We start from the raw sequence: 24,420 nt of genomic DNA, 5'->3' as shown, positions 1-24,420 counted from the left end.
ACGGTAAGGGCTTCCTGCGAACTCCCGGACCAGCCCCGCGGCGTGGCCAGCTGCCGTGAGGATGGGCGGATGAGGATCTACGGGAACGAGCCCGGCGAGCCCGACGTCGAGGTGGCCGGGCACCGATACGCGGCACTGATCGGCGGGCCCTTGGACGGGCAGCGCCTCGACGTCACCGGGTGGAGCGTGCAGCAGCTGCTGGACGGCGCCGCGCTCATCACCGACGTAGGCGCGTACGGACCGGGCGGGCGCACCCATACGCGGCGGGCGTAGGCGAGCCGCAGGGCCGGGGCAGACCGCTCGTCAACCACGCAGACACACGCACCGAAGCCGCATATCCTCCACCGATGGAATGGAGTTCAGTGGTCAGTACGGTGACGGGCGCCGTCATCGGCGTGGGGGCCACATGGCTGGCCGACCGCTCCAGGTGGCGCCGGGAACAGAGAGTTCTCCGTACCTCTGTCACGCGCGAGTTATACGCCGCCTACCTCGCGGCTGTGGCGCGGACATGGAACGAGATTCACGCGCAACAGCACGGAACCCTGGCCGGAGCGCGCACGTCAGGCAGCGAACGCCTATCGGGACGGTGGCATGTACGAACTGCGCTACCAGATATCCATCACCGCCCCGCCGGACATAGTCGCGTTGTCCGATAACGTGCTGCGCGGTATGCGCGACCTCGTGCAGAGCCTTGTCGCCGGCCGCACCTATGAGACCTGGGATGAGCTCAAAGACGCCAACCGTGCATGGTTCGACGACTTCGACGCGATGTGGGGCAAGATGCGCCTGGACTTGGACCCCACCTCGCTACCCCTCCCTCCTTCCGGCCCGTAAGCAACCCGCTCAACCCGCCGGGAGTCCGCAGATGGCGGCGGCTGCGAGATGCGCCCTGCCCTGACAGTTCCATGCCGGGGACAGGCCGTTCGCTCTGGTTTCAGGCGGCCCAGCCGATGGAGGAGACGTTGCTGTACGCGTCGTACTCGGAGCCGATGTCCTCGATGATCTGATCCCAGATCGCGTCGAGCCCGGCCAGGTCCTCCTCAAGCCAGGCGTCCACCGCGCGGTCCCATACGCCGCGGACGTTGATGCTGCGGCTGGCCACGTCACGCTGGTGCCTGCGCTCGACCCCGGACTGGTCGACCGGGTTGATCTCCACCCTGGTACCACGGCCCTCGTTGTTGAGCCGGTGCTTGAGATCGGTGGCCACGTTGCGACGCCGCAGATCCCAGTACGCGGCATCCAGACGGGACCGGTTCGCCTTGTTCGGGGTGCGCTCCTCCGCGAGCCAGGCCATCAGGGTGCGCGGGGAGACGTGGATGCCGGCACGGTCCATCGCCTCGTATCCCGCATCCGTCTTGGTGAGGTAGCGCAGGCGGGCGGAAAGCCCACGGTCGCTGTCCACGGGTGAGGCGATGCCGGTGACCATGTTCTCGATCGCCGCGCCCAACGCGTCGGCGCCCGGGACCCCGTGGGCGTTGAACATGCCCAGGTCCATCCAACGCCCGGCCATCAGCTGGTCACCTTGCCGACGGTGTACTCGCCGGACGCCTTCGCGTCACCGTGCTTGATCTTCATCTGGGCCACGCCCCGGCCCTCGGGGAACACGCCTCGCCAGTCGCCGGTGACGTGGAGTTCGTCGGTGCCCATCATGCTGATGATCTCCAGGCCGGCCTGGTGGGCCTTGTAGGCCTTGCCCCACAGGTTGGCGTAGGCCTGGGAGTGGATGATGTGCATCCAGTCCGGGCGCACCATCTCCCGGTTGTGGATCGACTCCCCCATCGTCGAGATGAACTTGCTGTACATCGCCTTGACGTACTCAAGCGTCAAGGTGTCCCGGTTCTCGATCGCCTCATCGCGGGCAGCGGACAGCAGTTTGCGCAGCGCGTCCAGGAAGTTCTCCGTGGCCCCGGATGTCCACGACTCGTGGATGACCGGAGCGTCCGTCAGCCCGTACTTCGGGCCCGCGAGGCGTTGGAGCAGGCGCAGTGTGCTGTTGGTGACCCAGAGGGCTCCGGGTTCGTCGCGGTCGCCGATCGGGTCCGGCAGATGCGGGTGCTCCCACGGGGCGGGGGTGATCAGGTGGACTCCGGAGCGCTTCGGCTCGACACCATCACTGCCAGTGCTGTGCTCCAGCTTCCCGATGGGCAGCCAGCACTTGAGCGCCGACAGGTAGGCCGCGTTCACATCGAGCGCGGTGACCTTGATGTCGCCGGGGGCGCGCAGGGAGTAGCCGGGGTGGTGGAACTTGGGGCGTGACTCCCAGATCTGGTCCGGGTCCTTCTTGGAAGGCTTCTTCAGGATGTCGGGCAGGGCCGGGTAGGCGGTGTAGTCGTAGCGGCCGGTGGCCCGGGTCTCGTTGAACAGGTGCATCACGTCGGGGATGGCTCTTTTGATCAGCGCGTTCAAGGCCGCTTCCTCGTCCCCGCCGGCGCGCTCGGCCTCCTCCTGGACGGCACGGCTGATGAGCAGGGTGGTGTCGGCCTGGGCGCGGGCGGCGCTGCGGGCACGGCGCTCCGGCCGGCTGGGCAGGGGCGCCGGAGCCGGTGAGGCGGGGGCGGGTGCCGCCGGGGCAGCAGCCGGTGCGGGAGCCGCCGAAGAGTTGGCGGCGGGCGCGGCCTGCGCAATGGCGGGTCCGTTGGGCTGACACAGGCCGCCGGAATGCAGGGGTCGGCCGTCCGTCGACTGGTAGGTCGTCTCGACACCGCAGCGGATGCAAGGGCCGGGGTCGCCCTCGATGGCCCGCCCGTCCGGGCCGCGCAGCGTCTCCGGGGCCGCGACGAACGCGGGCAGCACCGGATCCGCGGTGCGTTCAGGGGTGGGTTCGGGGGTGGCTGCGGGTGCGGAGGTGGCCGGGTAGATCTCGGCCAGGCCCTTGAGCAGCTGCAGGTACGGCAGGCGTCCGGGCGGGGTCGGGTCCGAGTGCCCGGTCTCCCAGTTGGCAACCGTGGTGCGCCCGACGCCCACGGCTGCGGCGACCTGGGCCCGGGACAGGTTGGCGGCCTCGCGCAGACGTTGACGCTCAGCAGGGGGCGGGATCGAGGCGTTCAACCGGGCTTCCTCAAGCAGCGCTTCCACGCTGTTCTCCTGGCTCATACCGCAACCCTAGCGCAATTAGACGAATTCCGGCGCCAGATTGGACGTGTAATGAACAAGCCTTGTGCAAGTACGCTACGGTCGTCATCAGTACAACGGGACAGCGGAACGGGAGGCATCGCCTCTCCGTCGCCCCGGGACGTCGTTGATCTTGGGCAGTGAGGGAGTGGGCATGCAGGGTGTTACCTCGCTTCGGCCGCATCAGGTCGAGGCCGTGGACTCGATCATCGAGGGTCTCTCGCTCCCCGTGGACGGCTCGGTGCGGGCGCCGGGTCAGCGCGGACAGGTCTGCATGTCGACCGGCTCGGGCAAGACGATCACGGCTGCCGTGGCCGCGCTGCGGATGGTCCCCCACGGCATGGTCGGCGTCCTGGTCCCGACCCTCGATCTCCTGACGCAGACCGTGGAAGCCTGGCGGGCGGTCGGGCACCATGCCCCGGCAGTCGCGGTGTGCAGCCTCAGCGCGGACCCGCTGCTGGACGCACTCGATGTGCGGTGCACGACCAACCCCACCCAACTCGCCCTGTGGACCGCGCAGACCGGGCCCATGCTCGTGTTCGCGACGTACGCGAGCCTGTCCCCGCAGGGCCTCATCGACGACCAGGGCGACCAGGAGACCGGCGCGGCCCCGGGCGTGCTGGAAAGGGCGTTGCGCGGCTCGTACGGCCAGCGCATGCGCCCCTTCGACCTCTTGGTCGTCGATGAGGCCCACAGAACTTCGGGTGATCTTGGTAAGGCGTGGGCGGCCGTGCACGACCAGGTTCGGATTCCTGCGGAGCGGCGGCTGTACATGACGGCCACCCCCCGGCTGTGGGAGGCGACGCCCGGGAGTGCCGGCGCGGATGAGACCGGCGGGCGCCTGGTGGCGTCGATGGACGACGAGCAGTTGTATGGGCCGGTGCTGTTCGAGTTCGGGCTGATGGAGAGCGTCGAGCGCGGGATCCTGGCCCGGTTCGAGATCGACGTCCTGGAGATCCGGGACCCGCAGGCACCCGGGCCGGACGCCTCGCCGGAGGAGCGGCGCGGCCGGCGCCTCGCCGCGCTCCAGGAGGCGCTGCTCAAGCACGCGGACGAGTCGGGGGTGCGGTCGTTCATGACGTTCCACGCCCGGACCCTGGACGCGATGGCGTTTGCCCGCGCGCTGCCGGAGACGGCGGCCGAGCTTCACGCCACGGACCCCGTGACCTATCCGGGGCGGGTTGGTGCGGAGTGGCTGTGCGGCGAACACCCCGTCACACACCGCCGGACGGTCCTGGGCAGGTTCGCGGACGGCATCGACGAGGACGGATGGGTCACCGACCTCGGGGTCCTCTCCAGCTGCCGCGTCCTCGGTGAAGGCGTCGACATCCGAGGCAAGCGCGGGGTGGGCGCCGTTGTCTTCGCGGACACCCGCAGCTCGCCCGTGGAGATCGTCCAGATCATCGGGCGGGGCCTGCGACAGGACCCCGGAGAGGGCAAGGTGTCCCGCATCGTCGTGCCGGTGTTCCTGGAGCCTGGTGAGGACCCGTCCGACATGATGGCCTCCCCCAGCTATCGCAGCCTGGTAGCCGTCCTCCAGGGCCTGCGTGCGCATGACGCCCGAATCATCGAGCGCCTGGCCCTGCCCACCACCACGGCCCGGGGGCGGGCGACGTCCGTCGTCGCGCTCGATCCCGTCCGCGAGAAAGGCGACGGCGGCGACGACGACCAGGAGCACGGCGCCGACATCGAGGCGGCGGCCGACGCGGACGAGGAAACCACTCAGGCCGCCACCGAGGACGGCACGGACGACACTTCCGAGGACGAGCACGCGGGCGCCATGGTGCCGTTGCTGCGGTTCTCCCTCCCCCGCGACCCCGGGGACGTCGCGCTGTTCCTGCGGACCCGCATCCTGCACCCCGACTCCGAAATCTGGCTCACCGGCTACAACGCCCTGCGCCATTGGGTGCAGGAGCGCGGGAGCGCCGAGGTGCCGTTGGACGCGTCGGTGGAGCTGGGCGAGGACCGCATCCCCTATGCGCTGGGCGCATGGGTCAGCGAGCAGCGCAGGGCCTTCCGGCTCGGCACGCTCAAGGCATGGCGGACCGAACTGCTGAACGAACTCGGGATGGTGTGGTCGGTCGCGGACGCCGGATTCTGGAAAAACCTCACCGCGGCCCGCGCCTACCACTCCGTGCACGGCACCCTTGCCGCCCCGAAGGACGCGGTTGTCGAGGGGGTAGCGGTCGGTCAGTGGCTGGCCAATCTCCGAAAGGCCGGCGGGCTCGGCAAGGACCAGGACCGGGCGGCGGAGCGGCGGGCGGCACTGGAGGCCATCGATCCAGAGTGGTGCCCCGAGTGGTCCGTCGAGTGGCAGCGCCACTACGCCACCGCACGCACCCTCCTGGCCGAGGAAGGCGGGCTGACCGAGGTCCTTCCCGGTGTCCTCGTCCACGGCTGCGACATCGGCGCATGGATCAACCGACAGCGCGAGCACGTGGTGTGGACCAAGCTGCTGCCCGAGCAGCGGGAACGGCTGGAGGCCCTGGAGCTCGCACCCCTGCCCGCAGCACCGGCCAAGAAGACGGCGACGGGGCCTGGGGCGTTCGAGCGCGGAGTCCTCGCCCTGGAGCAGTACCGCGCCCGCACCGGCACCCTGACAGTCCCCCGATCCCACATCGAAACCGTGGTCATCGACGGCCAGGAGCACGGGGTGAAGCTGGGGATCTTCCTCACGAACAGCAAGACCCGCAGGGCCAAGCTGGCCGCTGACAAACTGGCCGCGCTCGCCGCTCTGGGACTGGAGTGGGCGGCCTGACCACATGACGACGGCGCCCGCCCCCGGAGTACCCGGGGCGGGCGCCGTTTACGTTTCTGCAGCTATCGCGGGCGACTCCACACCTCAACCTTGCACTGCGGTTTCCCGGCGGACAACGGCCACGGTCTGTCGCGAAGCGCTCACAGTTGTGGGTCACCTTGGGCGGAAAGCGACGGGTCAGAGGCACGGCGTGGTGCCAGGGGTGGGGGTCGGCTCTTGTCGAACGGGCGTGTGCGGCTCAGTGGCGGGGCAGAGTGGCAGACCGACTTCCGGCGCCGGACGACAGGCCGCCCGAGTCTTACGACCTCGTGCATGGTTGGGGCGAGGGCGTGTTGAGGTTGCGGTCGGCGTTTTGATCATGCGGGTGTGGCGGGCAGTGCGAGTGCCTTCGTGTGGTGGGTGGCTTGTTGGTCGGTCAGGAGTCCGGCGACGGCTCGGATGGTGTCGGGCAGGTTCTCTCGTCGGGTGTGATGCCGGGCGAGGGCCCTCCAGTTCTTGAGGTGGGCGATGCCGTGTTCGACGGGGATTCTGGCCGAGGAGTGGGCGAAGCGGGCGGCCTCGTGGTGTGCCATCAGCCATTGCAGGTGTTCGAGGTGTTTGCCGCGGCGTTTGCGTGGCGGGGTGACGACCTGGCCGTAGGTTTGCGCCGCGAGGCCTTGATAGCCGGCGTCGGCAAGGATCTGCAGGTCAATGGTGTCAGCGAGCAGGTCAACCAGGCCGGCGTCACGGGCTTGGGTGATGTCGGCGATGGATCCGGCCCGGACCTCGCCGCAGAACAGTGGTCGTCCGCGCTGGTCGGTGACGACGAGGGCTTTCATGGCGTTGATGCGGCTCTTGCCGGAGATGAACCGGCTGCGTCCGCCGCGATGTGCGCTTGGGCGACGGACTCGGACCTCGGTGGCGTCCATCAGTGCGGTCTGGCCGGTGGCGCCAAGATGGGCGATCACATCGGCAAGCGTGCGAAGTCGCAGACCACCCTCGATGCGACAGCCGCGGTCGGCCAGTAGAGGCCGGATCTCGCCGACCGCACGGGTGATGGTCGACCGGTCCACCTGGAACCAGCAGGCCAGCACGTCGTGGGTAACGCCGTGCCTCAGGTGAACGAGTGTGGCCAGGAGTCGGTCGACGAAGACCAGCTTGTACTTCGCGCCCGCTCCGACCGCCCGCCGCCGCGGTCGGTCGAGTAGCTCGGCATCCCTCCGGGCCTGCCAGACCGGACCCAACTCCGCTACCAGATCGGCAATCACAGCCGTTAAAAGGCCCGTGACCCGACGCTCCGACATGATCAACCCACGCGCCTGCATCCCCACCACGAACGGCCTAACGAACCGGCAGGGCCAACGTCACTGCTAACCATGCACGAGCTCGTTAGAACTCCTAACGGAATGACTCTTTGGGGTCGGTTGCCCGACGTGAGGTGCTGTCGGGCAGCATGGGGCGATGGACGTTGAGCGGCCGCTGCCACGCGAGGTGAAGGTCATCGATTCGGCCTCGCTGTTCCGGCTGGAAGAGCGGGCGGGTGACCTTGGCCTGAGCCAGCGGTTGGACCCGACGTGGGTGCGGGCGAATGCGGCGCCCGGCGGCACCCACTATCTGTGGCCGGCCTTGTGGCACACCCTGTCCCACCGCCCTGACGTTCCCGATCACGTGCGGTGGGAACTGCTGATCACTCTGTGTACGGGAGACCGCGTGGTGAGCTGGCTGGACGTGATCCCCGACGACTTCACCCCGCTGCCCAAGATGACCTCACGCGAAGAGGGAATGCAGGTCAGACGACTCCTTGACCAAGCTGCTTCGGTCCGGGAATGGCTACTGCGAAAGGGCGAGGGATCGGGTCGGCTGTGACAGGCGTCGCCAGCAGATGAGTGCGCATCCCAGGGTGAGGAAGGCCTCGTGGATGTCGTCGCGGATCTCCCAGCGGATCCGTAGGCGGCGGAACCAGTGCAGGTGGGCGAAGGCGCGCTCGACAACCCAGCGTTGAGTGCCGAGTCCGGAGCCGTGTTCAGTGCCACGTCGCGCGATCAGCGGCTTCACGCCGAGCGCGCGGACGAGGCGGCGGTACTTGTCGTGGTCGTAGCCGCGGTCACCGAGCACGACGTCGGGGCGGCGCCGAGGTCGGCCACGCTTGCCCCGCACGGGCGGCACTGCCTGGAGCAGCGGGATGAGCTGGGTGACGTCGTTGCGGTTGCCACCGGTGAGGGTGACGGCGAGCGGGATGCCGGTGGCGTCCGTGATCAGGTGGTGCTTGCTGCCCGTCCTGCCCCGGTCGACAGGGCTTCGTCCCGTTTTGGTGCCCCTTTTAATGCTCTGATGTGGGAGCCGTCGACGGCCGCCGCGGAGAAGTCCAGGGCGTCCGCGCTGCGGAGCTTGGCCAAGAGCGCTTCGTGAAGCCGGGGCCACACGCCGACCTCGGTCCACTCGGCCAGGCGTCGCCAGCACGTCATGCCCGAACCGAAGCCGAGTTCCTGCGGCAGGTGTTCCCAGGCGATCCCGATATGCAGGACGAACAGGATGCCCTGGAACACCAGCCGGTCCGGATGCCGCTTCCGTCCGGGATGACGAGTGCGACGTTCGATCTTCGGCAGTAGCGGCTCGATCACCGCCCACAGCTCGTCATCGACGTCCCACGGCTTCCGCCGAGCCACTCCGCACCCCCAGATCAACGGCCCCGGAGTGATCCAACCACCTCGAAGATCATTTCGTTAGGAGTTCTTAGCGCGATGGATATCGCGATGATGCGTCGCTCGCTGAACGGCACGCTCACCGAACTGCAGCGTGCGATCGACCGCATTGACGTGACCAAGGCAGCGAACCTGTTCGAGTGGGCCTGGCATCAGGCTTCACAGGCGCCCCCGGGCGAGACCCGGGAGCAGCGGGCCCAGCTGAAGGATCTCAAGGAAGTGTTGGGCTCTCGCCGGTGGCGGGAGGAGGAGCGGCGCCTGGCCGCACAGGGGGTCCAGCCAAGGTGAGCCCAAAAGGGGCAGTGGGATGATCTTGGCGAATCAGCAGTGCGGTTCGACGAAAGCGTCCTCGGCCGGGTCGTGCTCGTCTTCGTGGCCGTCCTGATCGGTCGAGGCTCCAAAGGGCCCAGGCAGGCCGGGCTCGTCGGCGCCGAGCAGGGGGCCCCGCCCTTGAGCCGGTGCTCGCCGGGGATCAGCGACTGCCCGCTTCGACCTGGGCCGGAATGCGGCTGGCCCTCAGCTCCTGCAGGTCCGGGATGTGGTTGTAGAGCGTGCCGGGGCTCACCCCGAGGAGCTTGGCGATCGAGGTGATCGAGTGGTCGGGGTTGGGCAGCATGTCGCGGGCGGCCCGGATGATGTCCGCATTGACGACGCTGGGCCGGCCGCCGACCTTCCCCCGGGCGCGGGCGGCGGCCAGGCCCTCGCGGGTGCCGGAGACGATCAGCTCGCGGATGAACTCCGCCAGCGCGGCGAAGACGTGGAACACCAGCCGACCGCCGGGGGTGGTGGTGTCGAGCCGCTCGTGCAGCGAGGTGAAGCCGATCTCCCGCTTGCGCAGTTCGCCGACCATCGCGATCAGGTCCTGCAAGGAACGGCCGTAGCGGTCGAGGGCGGGCACCACCAGGGTGTCGCCGGCGGCGAGGAAGGCGTGGCACGCCTTCAGCTCGCGCCGCAGGTCGTTCTTCCCCGACTTCTTGTCGGCGAAGATCCGGCGGCAGCCGACCGCGGTGAGGGCATCGAGCTGGCGGTCGAGCTTCTGTCCACCGGTGGACACCCGTGCGTATCCGATGCGGATCTCAGTGCTGACGGCGGGCTCGGCGCCCAGGAGTTCGAACTGAGCGTCTTCAAGTGGCGTGCTCACGCCCGGAATCCTGTCAGAAAACGGCGACCGAGGGTTGTTGAACCGTCTAGGTTTTTGAAGGAGTTTTTGAAGGCTCTGGGGTGCTTCCTTGGGCCCGCTACCGCGATCTTCATCGCCGCCGTAGGGTGGCCCGTCGCTGGCCTGCTCACGCGGGCATACCTCACCGTGGGGGCGCGACCAGGCCGATCTCGTAGGCGAGGATGACGAGCTGCACCCGGTCACGTGCGTCGAGTTTCGTGAAGAGCCGTGCGAGGTGGGCCTTGGCGGTTGCCACGCTGATGGTGAGCTCTTCGGCGATCTCGGCGTTGGACAGGCCGCGGCCGACGAGGGTCAGGACCTCTCGTTCCCGGTCGGTGATGCCGTCGACCACCGCCCGGCGGGTAGTGGCGGTGGGTTCGGGCCGTGCCGCGAACTCCTCGATGAGACGACGGGTGACGCTCGGAGCTATGAGGGCATCTCCGGCGGCGACGACCCTGACCCCGTCGAGGATGGTCTTCAGCGGCATGTCCTTGACGAGGAAGCCGCTCGCTCCGGCGCGAAGCGCGCCATAGACGTACTCGTCGCCGTCGAAGGTAGTGAGGATGAGGACGCGGGTCTTCGACTCCGGATCCGCGTTGATCCGGCGGGTGGCCTCGATGCCGTCCGTACCGGGCATGCGGATGTCCATGATAGCGACGTCCGGCCGGAGCCGTTGAACCAGTTCTACCGCCTCGGCACCGTCCCCGGCCTCCCCTGCTACCTCCAGGTCGTGGGTGTCTGCGATGAGAACGCACAAGCCGGAACGGATCAGGGGCTGGTCGTCGACCAGAACGACACGGATCATCGGCCTGCCTCCACAGACACCGGAAGCCGAGCTGCCACGCGGAAGCCGCCTTCCGGACGCGGCCCGGCGCTGAACTCGCCGTGCAGCAGACTGACCCGTTCGCGCATTCCGGCGATGCCGTATCCGGATTCTGCGACGGTGCCGCCCGAGCCGAGGTCGACGATATCGATGGCCAGTTCGTCAGGGCGGTAGTCGACCGTGACGCTGCAGTCCCGGGTGCCGGAATGCCGCACGACGTTGGTGACCGCCTCCTGGACGATACGGAAGGCCGCCAGGTCGACATCGGAGGGCAGGTCGCGACGTTCCCCCCGCCACCGGACGTCGACCCGGACCCCGGCGGCCGCGGTCTTCCCGACCAGCTCACCGAGGGCGGCCAGACCAGGGAGCGGATCCAGCGGCGCGGACTCCTGGTCACTCCGGCGCAGTGCGCCGAGCATCCGCCGCAGGCCGGCGAGGGTTTCCCTGCTGGTGGCCTCGATAGCATCCAGCGCTTTGCGCGTCTCGGCGGGCTGGGTGTCCATGACCAGGCTGCCCACGCCTGCCTGGATGGCGATGATGCCGATGTTGTGGGCGACCATGTCGTGCAGCTCCCGGGCGATCCGCAGCCGCTCGGCCGTGACCGCCTGCTGCGTGGCCTGGGCGCGAACCGTGTCCGCGTGTGCCCGGTTCTGATGGATCGTGTTGCCGATCAGCCAGGCGATGACGACGGTCGACGCAAGGGCGGCCGGCACCGAGAGGTTGAAGGCGTACCCGCTTCCCAGCCGCCAGACCGTATACGCGGCCAGCACGCCGACCGGGAGCACGGCCGCGAGGACCGAGACCCGCCGTGAGCAGGTCGCCGCGGTGTAGCCCACGGCCGCGTCGGCCAACAGGAAGAGCACGACCGGCGTCGCCCGCACCTCCATCCCGAGCGAGAACACGGCGCCCGCGAGCGCGATGGCCACGGCCGCCAGCGGTGCGCGGAACAGCAGCAGCGCGCCCAGGGTCGTGACGACGGCGGTGACCAGCAGCGGTGCGTCCTCGATGTTGCCGTGGTACCGGAGCAGACGCTGCAGTTCGTCCGGCCGTTGGAGCGTGCGTACCAGGATGAGGGTCGACCAGAAGGCCGCCACCCACACACCCGGTGGCACGCGTTTGAGCAGGGGTGGATGGGGGGTGGCGATCATCAGTCGATCCTATCGACGCGCTCCCATCGGGGCATTGGCCCACGGGCTTAGTCCCCCGGGCTACCAGCAGGGCTCACAAGTGTGAACCACCGGCCGATGCCCGCTCCTTGTCCTCCCCGGCAGCCTGGACCCATGATCGAATCCACCCGGCTGACCAAGCGGTACGGCGACACCGTCGCCGTAGGCAACCTGACCTTCACTGTGGAACCGGGCAAGGTCACCGGCTTCCTCGGCCCGAACGGCGCAGGCAAGTCCACCACACTGCGGATGATCCTGGGCCTGAACGCCCCCACCAGCGGGGCCGTCACCGTGGACGGGGTTCCCTTCTCGCACCGCCCGCGTGGACTGCGTCACGTCGGCGCGCTGTTGGACGCCCAGGATGTCCACGGCGGACGCACCGCACAGGCACACCTGTCCGCCCTGGCCCGCAGCAACCGCATCCCGCCGGCCCGCGTGGACGAGGTCCTCCAGGAGGTCGGGCTGGCCAAGGCGGCGCGGCGCCGGATCGGAGGGTTCTCCCTCGGGATGAAGCAGCGTCTGGGCATCGCGGGCGCCCTGCTCGGCGATCCGCCGGTGCTGCTGTTCGACGAGCCTCTGAATGGTCTGGACCCCGAGGGCGTGCTGTGGGTGCGTGGCCTCTTTCGCCGGCTGGCGTCCGAGGGCCGCACCGTGTTCGTCTCCAGTCACATGATGGCCGAGATGGAGCACACCGCCGACCGGCTCATCGTCATCGGCCAGGGCCGGCTGATCGCCGACGAGAGCCTGGAGGACTTCTCAGCCCGCCACGCCTCCCTGGGCGTGACCGTGCACACGCCCGACCTGGCGGCCCTGGAGGCCCTGCTGATCGCCGAGGGTGCGTCGGTGCGCCGCGAGAGCGACCAGGCGGGCCGGGTCACCGGCCTGACCGCGGAGCGGATCGGCAATCTCGCCCACCGGCATTGCATCGTGCTGCACGAGCTCGCCTCCCACACCTCGTCCCTGGAGTCGGCGTTCATGTCCCTCACCGCCGACAGCGTCGAATACCTCGCAGGAGAAGCCCGATGAGCGCCACCATGTTCTCCGGCACCCGGCCGTCCGAGAGCGCCGCCGAACCGGTGGCCAGGTTCGTCCACCTGCTCTCCTCCGAGTGGATCAAGATGCGGTCCCTACGGTCGACCTACTGGGTGCTCGCCCTCAGCGCCGTCGTCGCCATCGCGATCAACGTGAACGCCGTCCACTCCGACCTGACGTACATCGACCAGCCGCATCCCCCACTACCCGGCCTCCCGCCCTACAAGTACGACCCGCTGTTCCACGGCCTGGGCAGCATCGCCGCCAGCGTCATGGCACTGGCCGCGGCCAGCTTCGGCGCCATCACGGTCTTCGGCGAGTACGCCACCGGAATGATCCGCACCACGCTCGCCGCCGTCCCCGACCGGCGCGCGGTGATCACGGCCAAGGTGGTCCTCGTCGCGGCGATCACGCTCGTCCTTGGTGTGATCGTCTCCGTGACGTCGTTTCTCACCACCAACGCGATGCTCGCCTCCCGCCACGTCGGACTCTCCATTCACGACCCCGGCTGCCTGCGGGCCGTCACTGCATACGCGCTGGTCATCCCGGTCTGCGCGCTCATCGGCATGGCGCTCGGCTCCGTCCTGAGACACGCCACGGCCTCAATCGTCGCCGTCGTGGGGATGCTCTTCATCCTGCCCATGCTCTTCGGTGGCGAGAGGTACCGGCTCTTGAAGGAGATCGGCAACCACCTGCCGCTGGCCGCGCAGGCCCGGCTGTCGCTGAACCCCGACGGCCACACCAGCCTGGGCGAATATCCGGCCACGATCACGGGCTCCTGGATCGCACTCGCGGCCTGGGCGCTCGTCTCGGTGGCCGTTGCTGTGATGGTCGTGCGGCGCCGGGATGTCTGAGACCGGCTCAGCGGGCTACCTCCGCTCGATGACGTTGCGGCCCACCTCGCCGAACAGCGCGTCGATGTGCTCGTAACCCGTGGTCCGGCTCGGGCGGAAGAACAGCAGGTCCTTCCAGTTGCGGATTCTGGGCATCAGGTCGATGCCCAGCAAGTAGGCCAGGGAAAAGACCGGGTAGCTCTGGCCCTGGGTGTCGGCGTGAACCGTGGTCGGCTGCACCTCGGAGATGTTCTTCAGCAGGCCCTCGATGATGTAGACGGCCTCCCAGACACCGCACGGCACGAAGTGCGTGAACAGCGCGATGTACAGGTCCGAGACGTGGTGGTACGCGATGCCGCCCACCGCCCCGTACCGCACAGACGTCTCGGCGAGCAGGTTGTCCAGGTAGGTGTCCATGTGGGTGCCGTCGGCCGCGGCGGTGGTGCCGCTGCCCCACGCACGGGACATGTCGAGCTGGGCGTGCGCGTTCACCACGTCGGTGATCGCCTCGTTCAGCTTTGCCGTGGTCGCGTGCCGCCGGGCGGCGATCGAAAGCTCATGGCCGGTCACCCCTGCGATGTGCCGGGCGGCCTCGGCGAAGGTCAGGTTCGTGCCCTTCACGAACGTCGTGATCACGTACCGGCCGACCGTGTCCTTCAGCTTCGGGTCGTTGCCGGAGGCCGGCCCGAACCGGTGCCACCACTCGATCCAGTACGCCGTGCGCGCCACGATGCCCAGCAGCGGCCGCTCCGGCATCCGTTCCTTGATCGCCTGCTCCAGCCGCTCGGCGCTCTTGCGCGGCTTCTCAGCACGACGCGGCTTGAGCTTGGGCGCCCCCGAGTCGGGATCGATGAACAGCTCGTCGTTCTCCGGGTACTCGCCATCCGCCTTCGCCGCCGCCAGGGTCAGCCGCCTGCGGAGTTGGGCGACCAGCGCGCGGCCGTCGAACGGCGTGGTGTCCCCGGCCTCGCGCAGGCCGACCTCCACCAGGTACTCCGGCAGCTTCTCCTTCACCGTCTCCCACGGCAGCAGCTGCTCGGACCAGTCGGCGTACTCCTCCGAGCCGAGCACCGCGACGTCGCCGGTCCGCAGCTCGTCGGCGAGGTAGCAGAACACCATCGCCTCGAAGTGCCGGCGCACGAAGTACCCGGGCCTGCGGCGGTCCCGGATCACCTTCTGCCAGTTCTGCGTAGCGAAGGAGATGCTGACGGGCCGGCCCTGGTCGTCACGGTCCGGGATGTAGTCACGAGTCAGGGTCCGGTGGGCCTTGGCGTGCGCAAGGGCGTCGAGGACACTTGCGTCCTCGCTCGTGGCCTTCAGCTCGATGACGTCGGTCAGGTCGAACATCACCGGCCGGTCCGCCTTCAGGTGCCGCCGTGCAACAGCACCTCCCAGTTGTCACCGTGGTGGGCGGAGACCCTCTCGATTTGGGCGTACTGCGCGTCGAACCCACCGAACTTCTCCACCGCCGCCGTCACGGAGGCCAGACCGTTCGACTGCACCATCAGCCCCTCGGCCAGCAGCAGGAACGCGGGCGACACCCGGCCCTCCAGCCGCCCCGCGACCTCCTCGGCGCTGGACTCCTCGTCCAAGCCCTCCAGCGCGTCCAGAGACTGTTTGGTCATGGCGGCCGCCTGCGCCCGCGACGTCTGCGCGGGCCCGCCGACGTCGACCTGCTGAAGCAGGATCCGGTAGTTGCCGACCAGGGCCTCCACGATCTCCTGCTGCTTGCGGCGGATCTCCTCTAACTCGTCACGGGCCTTCTTCACCTTCGCGGCCATCCGCTTGCAGAACATCGTGGCCACGTCGTCGCGGGCACGCATCCGCGCCTTCGCGGCCAGACACGCGATCAGCGCGACACGCTTGTCCTCGGTGTAGTCCCTCAGCGTCGCGGCGTCCTGGGCCTCCGCCTCGCCGGCAAAGTCCGCGACCTTCCCCGACGCCACCCCCTGGAGCCACTTCGCGGTGTCGCCCAGACTGTCGAGCCACTCCAGGTGCCCCTTCAGCCGCTTGAAGTTCGACCAGGTCGCCCGGCCAGGGTTCTGCTTCAGCGCGTTGAACAGCGTCTTGCGGTCCAGCCCCACCACGTCAGGCAACCCCAGCAGCCCACGCCGCTCCTCCGCCGTCATCCGGTCCCGGATCCCGGCCAGGATCTCCTCGTTCACCTCAGCCCGCACCGCGGACGCCATCGCGTCCAGCGTCGAGAACCGCGGGATCTCCAGCCCGGCCTCGACCAGCTTCTCCAACGCGATGTTGATCAGTCCGCCGGGTTGTTCTTCGACGCCGCCTCGATCCGCATCGTCTCCTCGGCCACCTTGCGCGCCGCTGGCCCGTCGTAGCGCATGCCGCACCGCTCGCGCACCAGGCTGCGGTGGCTCTTGGCGGTCCGCTGCGAGGCGTACACCGGCAAGGTGCCCTGCGACAGCTCCACCACGCGCCGCACGAACTCCACGACCTGCTCCGGCACGTCCTCCTGCTTCGGGAAGCAGCCCATCCGCTGATATGACTTCAGCGCCAGCAGCAACGCGAACTGATGCTCGTCGGAGTCCGTGACCTCCTCAGCCCAGGCCCGCTCCTCCTCGCCCGGAGTGAAGAACACATGCAGCTCGCGCGCGGTGATCAGCCGCTTGAACCGCGGATACGCGGTCCGCTCGATCGAAGTCATCCCACCCACCCGAGGCCCAGCACTGAACGGACGCTTCTCACGCGCCCACGTGCCGGATCATCCCGGGAAGCAAGCCGGGGAAGATCAGAACCGGGGAATAGGCAACACGGTCACGCCCTCAGTGGTAGGTCCGCAAGAACAGCGGCTCAGACCTTCAAGATCATCTCGCTGCCCCTTTTGGGCTCACCTTGGCTGGACCCCCACAGGAGCCACGGCCGCAGCCGGCCAAGGCCCCGCCCGCCCCGCGTCAGAGACCCACGAAGCGGCCGGTCTCCACACAGACTCCCGTCGTACGGCCAAGGACGGTGTGGTCCTCCGACGCACCTCGCGCCCCCGCGCCGGAACCGGTGCAGCCGCCGGTGCGGACGGCACCGCCCGCACCGGTGACCCGCGATCCTTCGCCCATACCTGCGCAAGGGCGCCCCGTTCCTCGGGACGGTCAGCCGGGGCTCCTGGAAGCGGGGCGGCTCGCGGAGCTCGCGACCGACCTGCGGCCGTTGCTGGAGCAGACCGCCCGGGCCGGGACCACCACCACGTGGGCAGTGATCCGCAAGCGTCTGACCGCCCTAATGAGTCTGCACCGCGATGACGAGAGCGTCCTGCTGTGGCTCGTCGACGACGACCGCGACCAGAAGGAGCCACTGCCCTCAGCCCTGGTCACGGTCGGCGACCGCCAGATGCACCCCCGGTTCCCCACCATCGCCGAACAACTCGGTGTCCCGGCCGGCCACTCTTCGACGCAACAGCGCTCCACCTGGAACTACGAGGTACTGAAAGCACACCAGTACTGGCGTCACCGGCACTGATGCCAGGCAAGGGCTGAGCAGGGCAGGCGCGTGGCTTTCACGGTGGGCGCCGGCCTCGTCGACGCGCTGGCGGCGGGGGGCGACTGGGACCACCACGCACTATGGACTGCCCAGCAAGTGGGACTGCCGGTCCTGCGGCGCCAGCAACAGCACCCCCGACGACTGACACCGGCAATCACCCGGCGAGATCTACCGCACCCCCGCACCTGTCCTCCCGCCTGCACTACGCAGATTGCGCACCCGCCCGGTGCCCTGCGAAGGGCACCGCGGGAGCACTGCTCGGATTGCGCACCTGGCCGCGTACCGGATCCACGCCGCAGGAAAGACACCTCACGCGCACAGGCAGCAGGAGCGCCACCGGCTTCCGGTCCGGCTGATAAGGCCCCGGGCTTCGAGCCGGCCCAGCTGGTAGGTGACCGATCCGGCGGCGCCAGCCCCACCCGCGCCCCGATCTCCCGGACGGTCGGCGCTTCTCCGTGCTCGGTGATCCAGTCCTGGATAACCCGCAGGATTGCCGCTTGCCGGTCGAACAGGGCACCCGGCCGACTCATGCCGTCCTCGCCTCGAGCTGCCCGTGGCGGCGGGCGAGGCGCTTCAGCTCCACCCGGGCCGCGGGGACACGGCCGGCCGTCAGGAGTGGACCAGAACGGATGCCACTGGATCCGCACGGACAACCCCAGCAGGCGGCGGCGCAGCGCGGTGGTGTGGCGAGGGCGGGGCGCGGCGAGCTCGCGGTAGGCGGCATGCCAGGCCCGCTGGGTCTGGACCAGGTCGTCGGGGAGGGGAAGGACTCCATCCACTTATTAGATCACCTGTTCGATTCTTGGTGCATCTTCGATCAGGAGGACCCCCAGTGATCAGGCCCTCACCCGGCTGTTTGCGCGCCGCGTGGTTCGCAAGTCGGCCTACGGAGCCCAGGCTGGGTGAGCCTCGGAGCGGCCTCTCATGAGAGCGAGGTCGGCCTCCTTGGAGGCGGCACCGCGCGCAGGAGCTCCCACAGAGGACGTGAGCCTTCGGCCCAACTGGCCAGGGTGTGCCGGTCGACGAGATGCAGACGCTGTGACTGGGCGAAGTCCAGGGCAGGCTTGGTGAAGCGGCCGTTGGTGACCAGGACGATCACATCGCCCTTGTGTACGGGGCGTCCGGTGCCGTTCAGGACATGCAGGTCCGGCGTTCCGACGGCTGCTCCGGCGAGGCCAGCGCGACGGTGCTTGCACTGGATGACCCACCGGCGGCCGAAGGGGTCGGTGGCCTTGACGTCCGCGCCGTTGTCGCCGGCGCCGCCGACCTGGACGGCGTCATGACAGCCGTCGCGAAGCATCAGGTCACGTATCGCGTGCTCGAACTGGCGGTGCTGCAGCTGGTCCAGACGCGCCATCTGATACCGCAGGGTTCTGGTCTGCGCTTGCCTTTGTCGCTGCTCCTGCGCACGGAGCCGGAACCAGAGGAAAGCTCCGGCTCCCGCCGTCAGCAGAACAAAAGACGGGACCCAGGGGTGGGCGGCGAGCCAGTCCAGCAACCCGGAGACCAGCCAGACGATGACGAGGACGCCGAGGAGCACCTCGCCGGCGGTGTAAGCCTGCTTCCGCTTCCGTGACCGAGGCCTTCCCCGTCGCCGGACAGGACGGCGGCGGGCGCTCATCGGCTGCCCCGGCTCCACGGAATCGGATACGTCACCGTGGCCCGCGGTGCCGGCCGCGCCGGAGCCTTCCGCACTTTGGGGAACTTGATCGGGTACGAGACAGTCGGCTGAGGCCTCGGCCTGGTCGTCGACTTCCGTGTCTCGGGGAACTTGACCGGATACACGGATGACGACGCTGGACGAGGAGTCTTCTCCGGGCCGTCGGCGGAGCTCGGCGGATTCCCCAGCACGACCACCGCCAGCCCGACCATGACCACGATCGACATCTCCCGACGCCCGCCCGCGGCCCACCGCGAGTATCCCCGGACCTTCGTTCCGTCCCTGCGTACGTACGGCCTCACCCACGGCATGACGAACCCCCTCCCCCACCACACCGCTTCGACCTCCGGGCCCTGCTCCGCAACCCGTCCCACAACCCGGAGCTGAAGCACCGCACGGGCCTCGACCAGGAGGTCTTCCACCACGTCATGACCACCCCGGGCGCCGAACGGCTCGCGTTCAACGCGGTCGTCACCGCCCGCAGCCTCGCCGAGGACACCGGCGCAGACGTCACGATCGCGTGGGGCTGCACCGGCGGCCGGCACCGAGTCGTTGACCGGACTACGGAAGAACACGCTGAGCAGGGCGCATCCCCGGTCCGGCAGATCAGCGCTTGGGGTAGACGCTGAGAACGGCGTGGTGGGTCGGATCAGCTGCAGGGTCTTCCTCGTTCACCGGCACCGTTTCGTAGAGGGCCACGTCCCCGGTCACCCGGGTAGGGAGCGTGACGCCGCTGAGTTCGGTGTGGGCGCCGGTTGCGAGGTTGACGGAGACAGGGACGCCCGTTCCGGCCGGCGTCCGGGCATTGCCGTAGGCGATGCCGGCGTTGTCCACTCCCATGAAGTCCACCCGGGCCCTGTCCTGGGTTCCACCGAAGCAGTAGCCCTTCTCGGCCTGGAGGTCGAAGGCCATATACGCGGTGACGAGATAGCGTCCGTTGTCACTGAGCACGGCCTTGTTCTCCGAGCTGATCTGGGCGTCGCTCAGCCCGTTGCACGCAACGGTGTACGCCGGGTTCCCTGTGCGCTCATCGTGCAGCGACCACACATGGTTCATCGGCAGTCCGAGCGAGGAGTAGGCCGCATCCTTGGACGGCCACTGAGCCACGGCGTAGCCACCACGTACGCCGTGAGCCTGTCCGTGTTCAACACCAGACGTCTTTTTCGCCCCGGTAGGAACAATATTCTTCCCCGGCCACGCGTCGACGATTTGGAAGGTGCCGTTCGCGGGTCCCTGGACCTTCAGCAGATAGTCCTGGCCGCGGGAGTCTTGGCGCGAGGCGATCGCGCCAGTCGTTACATCGACGACCCTGACGCCCGCACTGTTCCAGAAGGCGAGCGTGCCGGCCTTGTCGTGAGGAACCGCCTCGCTGGTGCCCTCGGGGATGCTGACCTGGCGTGCCGGCGCCACATTCGCGCCGGAGGAGCCAGTGGGGAAAACCGCAGCCTTCGCGATGGCCTTGCCCTGGGCGATAGCGTCCTTTCCCTCCTGGACTCCCGCGACAAGCACCGCGTAATCCTTCCCGTCCTTGCTCGTCACGACGAGTTTCACATCGTCCGCACGAAACTCGGCCGGCCGCTCACTGGGCTTCCACGCCGCGCTCGACCAGCGGACGGCTCCAGTGCTGGCATCCCGCGCTTCCACGCCGAACGCCGTGCCGCCCTCGTGGGTCTTCAGGAATAGCACCAAGGGAGAGTGTGGGGCAACGGACGGCTGGGTCAACCGCTCCGACTGCATCACGGCCCAGCCCTTACCGCCATCGAACCCCGGAGGAACTTGCTCCTGCGCAGCCTTGGGCGCCGTAGACACGGCTTGACCGGATTCCGATGCTCCGCCTCCATTGGGCTTGCCCGCGCCATCTCCCGCCGCCTCACAGGCTCCCAACGCCGCCACGACTGCTCCCACCAACACAACAGTCAGCAATTTCTTCATTTTCGCCTTCCTCCCCAAAAGACGGCATGTCTATGGAAGCTATCCGTCGCCCCACGTCCGCGCACACCACTCCAGAAAACCTGAGGAGTCACGGGGCAACAGGTGTCAGGCCACCTCTCGGTCCCTTGGTCCGGAAAAGCAGCGTCGGCCTGGCCCGCGCCTCCTACGAGCTACTGCGCGACGTCGGCGACGCGGTCACCATCGAGCACCGCGACGTCGAACAGGACCTCCTGCCCGCCGGAGTCCACAACCGGACCGAGCCCGAGCCCGAGAGCATCCGCTACACCGCCGACGTGGTCGCGATGACGCCGGATGGCGACGTGCTGCTCATCGAGCGTGGCTGGCCGCCCTACGAGGGCGCGTGGGCGCTGCCGGGCGGACACGTGGACAGGGGAGAGACCGCCATCGAGGCGGCGGTGCGTGAGCTGGCCGAGGAAACCGGCGTCCACGTCCTGGCCTCCGACCTGCAGAAGATCGGCGTCTTCGACCGGCCCCTTGCGCAGCCGACCCATCAAAGCAGCCACCACTGACAGCCCGTCACCAGAAGATCACTTCTGGTCACACGGGTCTGAATCAGACGACACAAGGGCTACCCGCCCGGCAGGCAGTGCAGCGCAGGCACGGGAAAGCCCCGGCTGGTCGGGGGGCCAGCCGGGGCAGTAGGGGTGTGGGTGCGGAGGACGGTCGCCTCTCAGCAGAGGGCTCCATCGGGCTTCAGCCGAACGATCTTCCCCATGGGCAACAGGTGAGGCCCGGGGACACAGTCCCCTCCGTACCCACAACCAGTTGAACCGACAACAGCCCGGAATTGTTCCAGGCTTCCTTCACCCGAGGGCGGTGAGGTGAACCACACCGGGCTGCGGCCGCCAGCCTGAGCTCCTTGCTCCTTCTGACGGTCTTCTCAGCTACTGGACAAGCCCTATGAGGGTTGCGAGCCATCGTCCGGTCCCCTCGGAGTTGAGAACCCACGGCGCGGCCAGCCCCACCGGGAAGGCAATCAGAGTCACACCCAGGCTGACTCTGGCCGACCGACTCTGTGCGCGCCGTCCTCCCGCTGTGAGGAACGGCTTGTTCTGTTTCACCGCAGCGATCAGTACGAGGGCGCAGATGAGGACGAACGGCGCCCCGTAGCCAGCGAGTCTCCAAAGGCTGGGGCGTGGCTCGGAGCGGAGAGCAGCGGTGTATGCGGTGGTGATCAGGACGATGAGGCATGGGCTGAGGACAGCCGTGATCCAGTTCCAGGGTCGAGCCAGCGGGCCTCTGATTCCTGTCAGCCTTCGAGTCGCTGCAAGGTCGGAGAGATCGTTAGGGGAGGCTAGGCCCGGGAGATGGGTGTCGATCGTGCGGGCGTACGCCTGTTGGAAGGCTTCCACTTCTTGGTCCGTGGCACCCATGGCTCTGACCAGCGATTTCAGGTGCAGCCAGGTGTCAGGGAGGACGTCTCCGTCGATCCAGCGCATGACAGTCATGAGGACGAGGTCGTCTGTCAGCCTGCCGGGGAACGCTGCCTGGGTCAGCTCACTGATCGAGTGTCTCCCAGTGCGCTGTCGTAGTTGGGACAGGGCGGTGGACAATGCCGCTGGGGTGTTGGCTGTCTTGAGGCCGATCACCAGCTCTGTCGGCTGCTTGACGCCAAGGTCGCCCCGTGCCTGGTCGGCCCTCGTCTCCCCTCGATCGGACTCATTCGGTCTGGTTCGAGCACCGTTTTTGCTGGTCAAGGGTTTTCTTGGTTTGTCCCCGAAAACGTGATGCTCGGCAACTTGCGGGTCTTCGGCCAGGCGCCCCTGCACGACCCGTGGAGAAGGCCGAGGGGAGCCACCGTCTGCGACTTGTCTCGCCCCGAGATCGATCTGTTCGTCGAGATCGTTCAGCTCGTCATCCTGGGCGTCCAACTGGTCCTGGACAACGTTGAGCAGTTCATGGATCTGATCCAGCGGCGGCCGGTTGAGTTCTTGGACCAATGACTGCGCCGAAAGCGGAGGGTGCTCCGAGGCAACGTCCTGGTCCAGTCGACGCAGAGCCATCCGCTCTATCGTCACCTGCCGCTCAGCGGCCAGCCGCAACTGATACGCCCGCTCCTCCGCTCGACGGGCGTGCTCCAGCTTCTGGTCGGCCTGGCGCCGGTACTCAGTGGACATCTGCAGCTCGTGCTGAAGCTCCGCAAGAGCGTCCTCGCGCGCACGATCCCGCTCCCCCTCGAGCAAAGTGCAGCGCTCTTCCAGCACTGAAACCATGTCTTCCAGCTTTTCACGCCGCCGTTCGGAAGCAGCGAGCTTCTGCATCGCATCGATCTGCCGTTGCCGAGCATCATCGAGCCGCAACCATGCCGAAGCCGTGGGGTCGCCTACCTGCGCTCTGGGCCCGGGCAACGGGGCCGACCGTCCCGGGGCACTCTCTAGATCCTTCGCAGCCTGCTGAGCAGCGTGGAGAAGCCGCAGCCCGTGATCCAGCTGACGCGCCCGCAAAGCCGGCTCCCGTAGATACCGGCCGACCACCCGCTCCACTAACTCGCGCGTAGGAAGGCGGCTCCCGTCCCGAAACCCGCTCCATGAGGATTTCCCATAGGGGAAGTGCTGCTCCAGGGTACGATCCGTCACCCCCTGGCTTCGTCGATTGCTGAGGACAGCGTTTGTCGACCGGTTTCGGAGTCAGTTGGAGATCAACAGGCCCGTGATTGTCGAGCAGAAATGACGGCACCGGAGCGACTGCGGGCGCCTGACGGCCAGCGGCCCGCAAGGGCCGCCGGCCGCCGAAACACGTGGCGGCAGAAGCGAAACTCGGGCTGGCCCTTGGCGAGCCTCAGCTGATCAGGCGTTCGGATCCGCTTGAAGGATCTGCGCACTCCAGGTGTCCACCACGGGACTGCGCCGGTAGAAGACGTTCGGCTGCACCGGGTCGCACGTCACCAGGAGAATGTCTCCCTGCCCGAGCACCACGTTCTGCTGGGCCTGTGTGCAGCGACGTTCGCGATGCCGCGTGACCTCAAGCTGCAGTGAGTGCGGACCTGGGGGCAAGGAGATGAAACGGAACTTTCTGATGCTGGTCCGATCGACGCTGCAAAGCTGGCGCCCACTTTCGGTGACCGACACCAGGCACCACTTGAGTGACATGCTGCGGGGCGGGTCACGCAGGTCCACCTGCAACAGCAGCCCGGTCCGGCCTCGACGGCGGGACCTGTGGATCAGATAGCGAGAGCGCCATTTCAACCGGCCGTCGAAATCGCTATTTACCTGCACCGCTATGTCCCTCACCCTGCCCCCATCTGCCACCCCACCAAGTCCCCCAGACCGCCTCAGGCTGGCATGGACAGGCGAGATCCAGAAGAGCCACGACCGGCAGAGCGTGAGGGTTGAAGCCTGCCGGAGATCAACGGTGACACGACCCCCACGCTCACGGGAAGTCAGCCGGTCTTCGCGGGTTCTTCGGCTCGTGCGCGGGTGCTGGCGAGGCGGTAGGAGTCGGTGCCGGTCTCGATGATGGTGCCGTTGAACGTGAGGCGGTCGACGATGGCCGCGCAGAGACGGGGGTCGGTGAACGTCTTGGTCCAGCCACCGAAGGACTCGTTCGAAGCGATGGCGACGCTGTTCTTCTCTTCGCGCTCGGTCAATACCTGGAAGAGAAGTTCGGCGCGCCGCGGCGGTCGAGTCCCATGTAGCCGAGCTCGTCGATGCACAAAAGATGGGACTGCTGCACGAATAGGTGACACCTGACCTGGCTTGCTGAGAGGCGGCCTGGAAGGATGTCGCAGTGCCCAAGCCGTATCCCAAGGAGTT

25 protein-coding genes and 2 pseudogenes are annotated in these 24,420 nt (G+C 68.1%); 10 read left to right on the top strand and 17 right to left on the bottom strand.

Features of this window, described 5'->3' with window-relative positions; all coding sequences use genetic code 11:
• Positions 1 to 69 precede the first annotated feature (69 nt).
• A complete protein-coding gene (locus JOC24_RS32415) occupies positions 70 to 273 on the top strand; it encodes a hypothetical protein (protein ID WP_205024018.1) in 204 nt (67 codons plus the stop codon).
• Positions 274 to 591: 318 nt separating this feature from the next.
• Positions 592 to 834, top strand: a complete 243-nt coding sequence (locus JOC24_RS32410) for a hypothetical protein (protein WP_205024017.1) — start codon at positions 592 to 594, stop codon at positions 832 to 834.
• A 100-nt stretch (positions 835 to 934) separates the two neighbouring features.
• On the opposite strand, the gene JOC24_RS32405 is transcribed toward JOC24_RS32410, so the two are convergent.
• Together JOC24_RS32405 and JOC24_RS32400 are read right to left on the bottom strand one after the other, a co-directional pair.
• Entirely contained in the window at positions 935 to 1,510 is a 576-nt protein-coding gene (locus JOC24_RS32405) for a transcriptional regulator (protein WP_205024016.1), read from the bottom strand.
• A complete protein-coding gene (locus JOC24_RS32400) occupies positions 1,510 to 3,093 on the bottom strand; it encodes a helix-turn-helix transcriptional regulator (protein ID WP_205024015.1) in 1,584 nt (527 codons plus the stop codon). Before JOC24_RS32400 ends, JOC24_RS32405 begins: the two co-directional genes overlap by 1 nt.
• A gap of 172 nt (positions 3,094 to 3,265) precedes the next feature.
• Here JOC24_RS32400 and JOC24_RS32395 point away from each other — a divergent pair, with 172 nt between their 5' ends.
• Positions 3,266 to 5,869, top strand: a complete 2,604-nt coding sequence (locus JOC24_RS32395; protein WP_205024014.1) for a DEAD/DEAH box helicase — start codon at positions 3,266 to 3,268, stop codon at positions 5,867 to 5,869.
• A 356-nt stretch (positions 5,870 to 6,225) separates the two neighbouring features.
• Here JOC24_RS32395 and JOC24_RS32390 read toward each other — a convergent pair whose 3' ends face one another.
• Positions 6,226 to 7,173, bottom strand: a complete 948-nt coding sequence (locus JOC24_RS32390; protein WP_239581387.1) for a transposase — start codon at positions 7,171 to 7,173, stop codon at positions 6,226 to 6,228.
• Between the two features lie 136 nt (positions 7,174 to 7,309).
• On the opposite strand from JOC24_RS32390, the gene JOC24_RS32385 reads away from it, so the two are divergent.
• Entirely contained in the window at positions 7,310 to 7,714 is a 405-nt protein-coding gene (locus JOC24_RS32385) for a hypothetical protein (RefSeq protein WP_205024012.1), read from the top strand.
• On the opposite strand, the gene JOC24_RS32380 is transcribed toward JOC24_RS32385, so the two are convergent.
• Positions 7,679 to 8,514, bottom strand: a protein-coding gene (locus tag JOC24_RS32380) for an IS5 family transposase (protein WP_307792806.1) whose coding sequence is annotated in 2 segments (ribosomal slippage) — positions 7,679 to 8,169 and positions 8,169 to 8,514 — 837 coding nt in all. Because the reading frame shifts where the segments join, the coding sequence is not laid out codon by codon here. The two genes, JOC24_RS32385 and JOC24_RS32380, sit on opposite strands and share 36 nt — an antisense overlap.
• Before the next feature lie 75 nt (positions 8,515 to 8,589).
• Between JOC24_RS32380 and JOC24_RS32375 the strand changes: the two genes are divergently transcribed.
• The gene (locus tag JOC24_RS32375; RefSeq protein ID WP_205024010.1) at positions 8,590 to 8,838 is read left to right on the top strand and encodes a hypothetical protein; all 249 of its coding nucleotides are present in this window, start codon (positions 8,590 to 8,592) and stop codon (positions 8,836 to 8,838) included.
• Positions 8,839 to 9,022: 184 nt separating this feature from the next.
• Here JOC24_RS32375 and JOC24_RS32370 read toward each other — a convergent pair whose 3' ends face one another.
• From JOC24_RS32370 to JOC24_RS32360, 3 genes are all read right to left on the bottom strand, one after another.
• Positions 9,023 to 9,691, bottom strand: coding sequence for a recombinase family protein (locus JOC24_RS32370; RefSeq protein ID WP_205024009.1), 669 nt, complete (start codon positions 9,689 to 9,691; stop codon positions 9,023 to 9,025).
• Positions 9,692 to 9,851: 160 nt separating this feature from the next.
• Entirely contained in the window at positions 9,852 to 10,514 is a 663-nt protein-coding gene (locus tag JOC24_RS32365) for a response regulator (RefSeq protein WP_205024008.1), read from the bottom strand.
• Positions 10,511 to 11,680 (bottom strand): sensor histidine kinase, encoded by a 1,170-nt coding sequence (locus tag JOC24_RS32360; protein WP_205024007.1) that lies wholly within the window; start codon positions 11,678 to 11,680, stop codon positions 10,511 to 10,513. The genes JOC24_RS32365 and JOC24_RS32360 overlap by 4 nt, the downstream gene beginning before the upstream one ends.
• 132 nt (positions 11,681 to 11,812) lie before the next feature.
• Between JOC24_RS32360 and JOC24_RS32355 the strand changes: the two genes are divergently transcribed.
• Both JOC24_RS32355 and JOC24_RS32350 read left to right on the top strand, forming a co-directional pair.
• Complete coding sequence (locus tag JOC24_RS32355; RefSeq protein ID WP_205024006.1) at positions 11,813 to 12,724, top strand: ABC transporter ATP-binding protein; 912 nt, start codon at positions 11,813 to 11,815, stop codon at positions 12,722 to 12,724.
• A complete protein-coding gene (locus JOC24_RS32350) occupies positions 12,721 to 13,584 on the top strand; it encodes an ABC transporter permease subunit (protein ID WP_205024005.1) in 864 nt (287 codons plus the stop codon). The genes JOC24_RS32355 and JOC24_RS32350 overlap by 4 nt, the downstream gene beginning before the upstream one ends.
• A gap of 15 nt (positions 13,585 to 13,599) precedes the next feature.
• Here the strand turns inward: JOC24_RS32350 and JOC24_RS32345 are convergent, their stop codons facing one another.
• The 3 genes from JOC24_RS32345 to JOC24_RS32335 are packed head-to-tail and all read right to left on the bottom strand — an operon-like array spanning position 13,600 to position 16,228.
• Positions 13,600 to 14,910 (bottom strand): transposase, encoded by a 1,311-nt coding sequence (locus tag JOC24_RS32345; RefSeq protein ID WP_239581381.1) that lies wholly within the window; start codon positions 14,908 to 14,910, stop codon positions 13,600 to 13,602.
• Between the two features lie 17 nt (positions 14,911 to 14,927).
• Positions 14,928 to 15,809, bottom strand: coding sequence for a hypothetical protein (locus JOC24_RS32340; protein ID WP_205024003.1), 882 nt, complete (start codon positions 15,807 to 15,809; stop codon positions 14,928 to 14,930).
• Between the two features lie 11 nt (positions 15,810 to 15,820).
• Positions 15,821 to 16,228 (bottom strand): DUF4158 domain-containing protein, encoded by a 408-nt coding sequence (locus JOC24_RS32335; RefSeq protein WP_205024002.1) that lies wholly within the window; start codon positions 16,226 to 16,228, stop codon positions 15,821 to 15,823.
• Positions 16,229 to 16,611: 383 nt separating this feature from the next.
• On the opposite strand from JOC24_RS32335, the gene JOC24_RS32330 reads away from it, so the two are divergent.
• Complete coding sequence (locus JOC24_RS32330) at positions 16,612 to 17,034, top strand: hypothetical protein (protein ID WP_205024001.1); 423 nt, start codon at positions 16,612 to 16,614, stop codon at positions 17,032 to 17,034.
• Here JOC24_RS32330 and JOC24_RS33680 read toward each other — a convergent pair.
• The 3 genes and pseudogenes from JOC24_RS33680 to JOC24_RS32320 form a co-directional block, all read right to left on the bottom strand.
• Positions 17,022 to 17,585 (bottom strand): LexA family protein, encoded by a 564-nt coding sequence (locus tag JOC24_RS33680; protein WP_239581371.1) that lies wholly within the window; start codon positions 17,583 to 17,585, stop codon positions 17,022 to 17,024. The genes JOC24_RS32330 and JOC24_RS33680 overlap by 13 nt on opposite strands.
• A pseudogene (locus JOC24_RS33675) lies at positions 17,582 to 17,834 on the bottom strand (hypothetical protein). The gene JOC24_RS33680 and the pseudogene JOC24_RS33675 overlap by 4 nt, the downstream one beginning before the upstream one ends.
• 143 nt (positions 17,835 to 17,977) lie before the next feature.
• A complete protein-coding gene (locus tag JOC24_RS32320; RefSeq protein ID WP_205024000.1) occupies positions 17,978 to 18,676 on the bottom strand; it encodes a restriction endonuclease in 699 nt (232 codons plus the stop codon).
• Between the two features lie 218 nt (positions 18,677 to 18,894).
• Here JOC24_RS32320 and JOC24_RS34120 point away from each other — a divergent pair, with 218 nt between their 5' ends.
• On the top strand, positions 18,895 to 19,344 hold the full coding sequence (locus JOC24_RS34120; RefSeq protein WP_307792807.1) for a RapZ C-terminal domain-containing protein: 450 nt from the start codon (positions 18,895 to 18,897) through the stop codon (positions 19,342 to 19,344).
• Here the strand turns inward: JOC24_RS34120 and JOC24_RS32310 are convergent.
• The gene (locus tag JOC24_RS32310) at positions 19,322 to 20,647 is read right to left on the bottom strand and encodes a hypothetical protein (protein ID WP_205023999.1); all 1,326 of its coding nucleotides are present in this window, start codon (positions 20,645 to 20,647) and stop codon (positions 19,322 to 19,324) included. The two genes, JOC24_RS34120 and JOC24_RS32310, sit on opposite strands and share 23 nt — an antisense overlap.
• A gap of 125 nt (positions 20,648 to 20,772) precedes the next feature.
• Here JOC24_RS32310 and JOC24_RS33670 point away from each other — a divergent pair, with 125 nt between their 5' ends.
• Positions 20,773 to 21,177, top strand: coding sequence for an NUDIX hydrolase (locus JOC24_RS33670; RefSeq protein ID WP_205023998.1), 405 nt, complete (start codon positions 20,773 to 20,775; stop codon positions 21,175 to 21,177).
• Positions 21,178 to 21,552: 375 nt separating this feature from the next.
• Here JOC24_RS33670 and JOC24_RS32300 read toward each other — a convergent pair whose 3' ends face one another.
• The 3 genes and pseudogenes from JOC24_RS32300 to JOC24_RS32290 all read right to left on the bottom strand — a co-directional run.
• Positions 21,553 to 22,929 (bottom strand): hypothetical protein, encoded by a 1,377-nt coding sequence (locus JOC24_RS32300; protein WP_205023997.1) that lies wholly within the window; start codon positions 22,927 to 22,929, stop codon positions 21,553 to 21,555.
• Between the two features lie 525 nt (positions 22,930 to 23,454).
• A complete protein-coding gene (locus JOC24_RS32295) occupies positions 23,455 to 23,883 on the bottom strand; it encodes a hypothetical protein (protein ID WP_307792805.1) in 429 nt (142 codons plus the stop codon).
• A gap of 164 nt (positions 23,884 to 24,047) precedes the next feature.
• Positions 24,048 to 24,325 (bottom strand): annotated as a pseudogene (locus JOC24_RS32290) (ATP-binding protein); the annotation flags it as partial.
• Positions 24,326 to 24,420: the final 95 nt, after the last annotated feature.

The organism is Streptomyces sp. HB132, assembly GCF_016909575.1.
Lineage (GTDB): Bacteria > Actinomycetota > Actinomycetes > Streptomycetales > Streptomycetaceae > Streptomyces.
The sequence above is the reverse complement of the archived record's forward strand: the minus strand, read 5'-3'. Positions and strand labels throughout refer to the sequence as shown.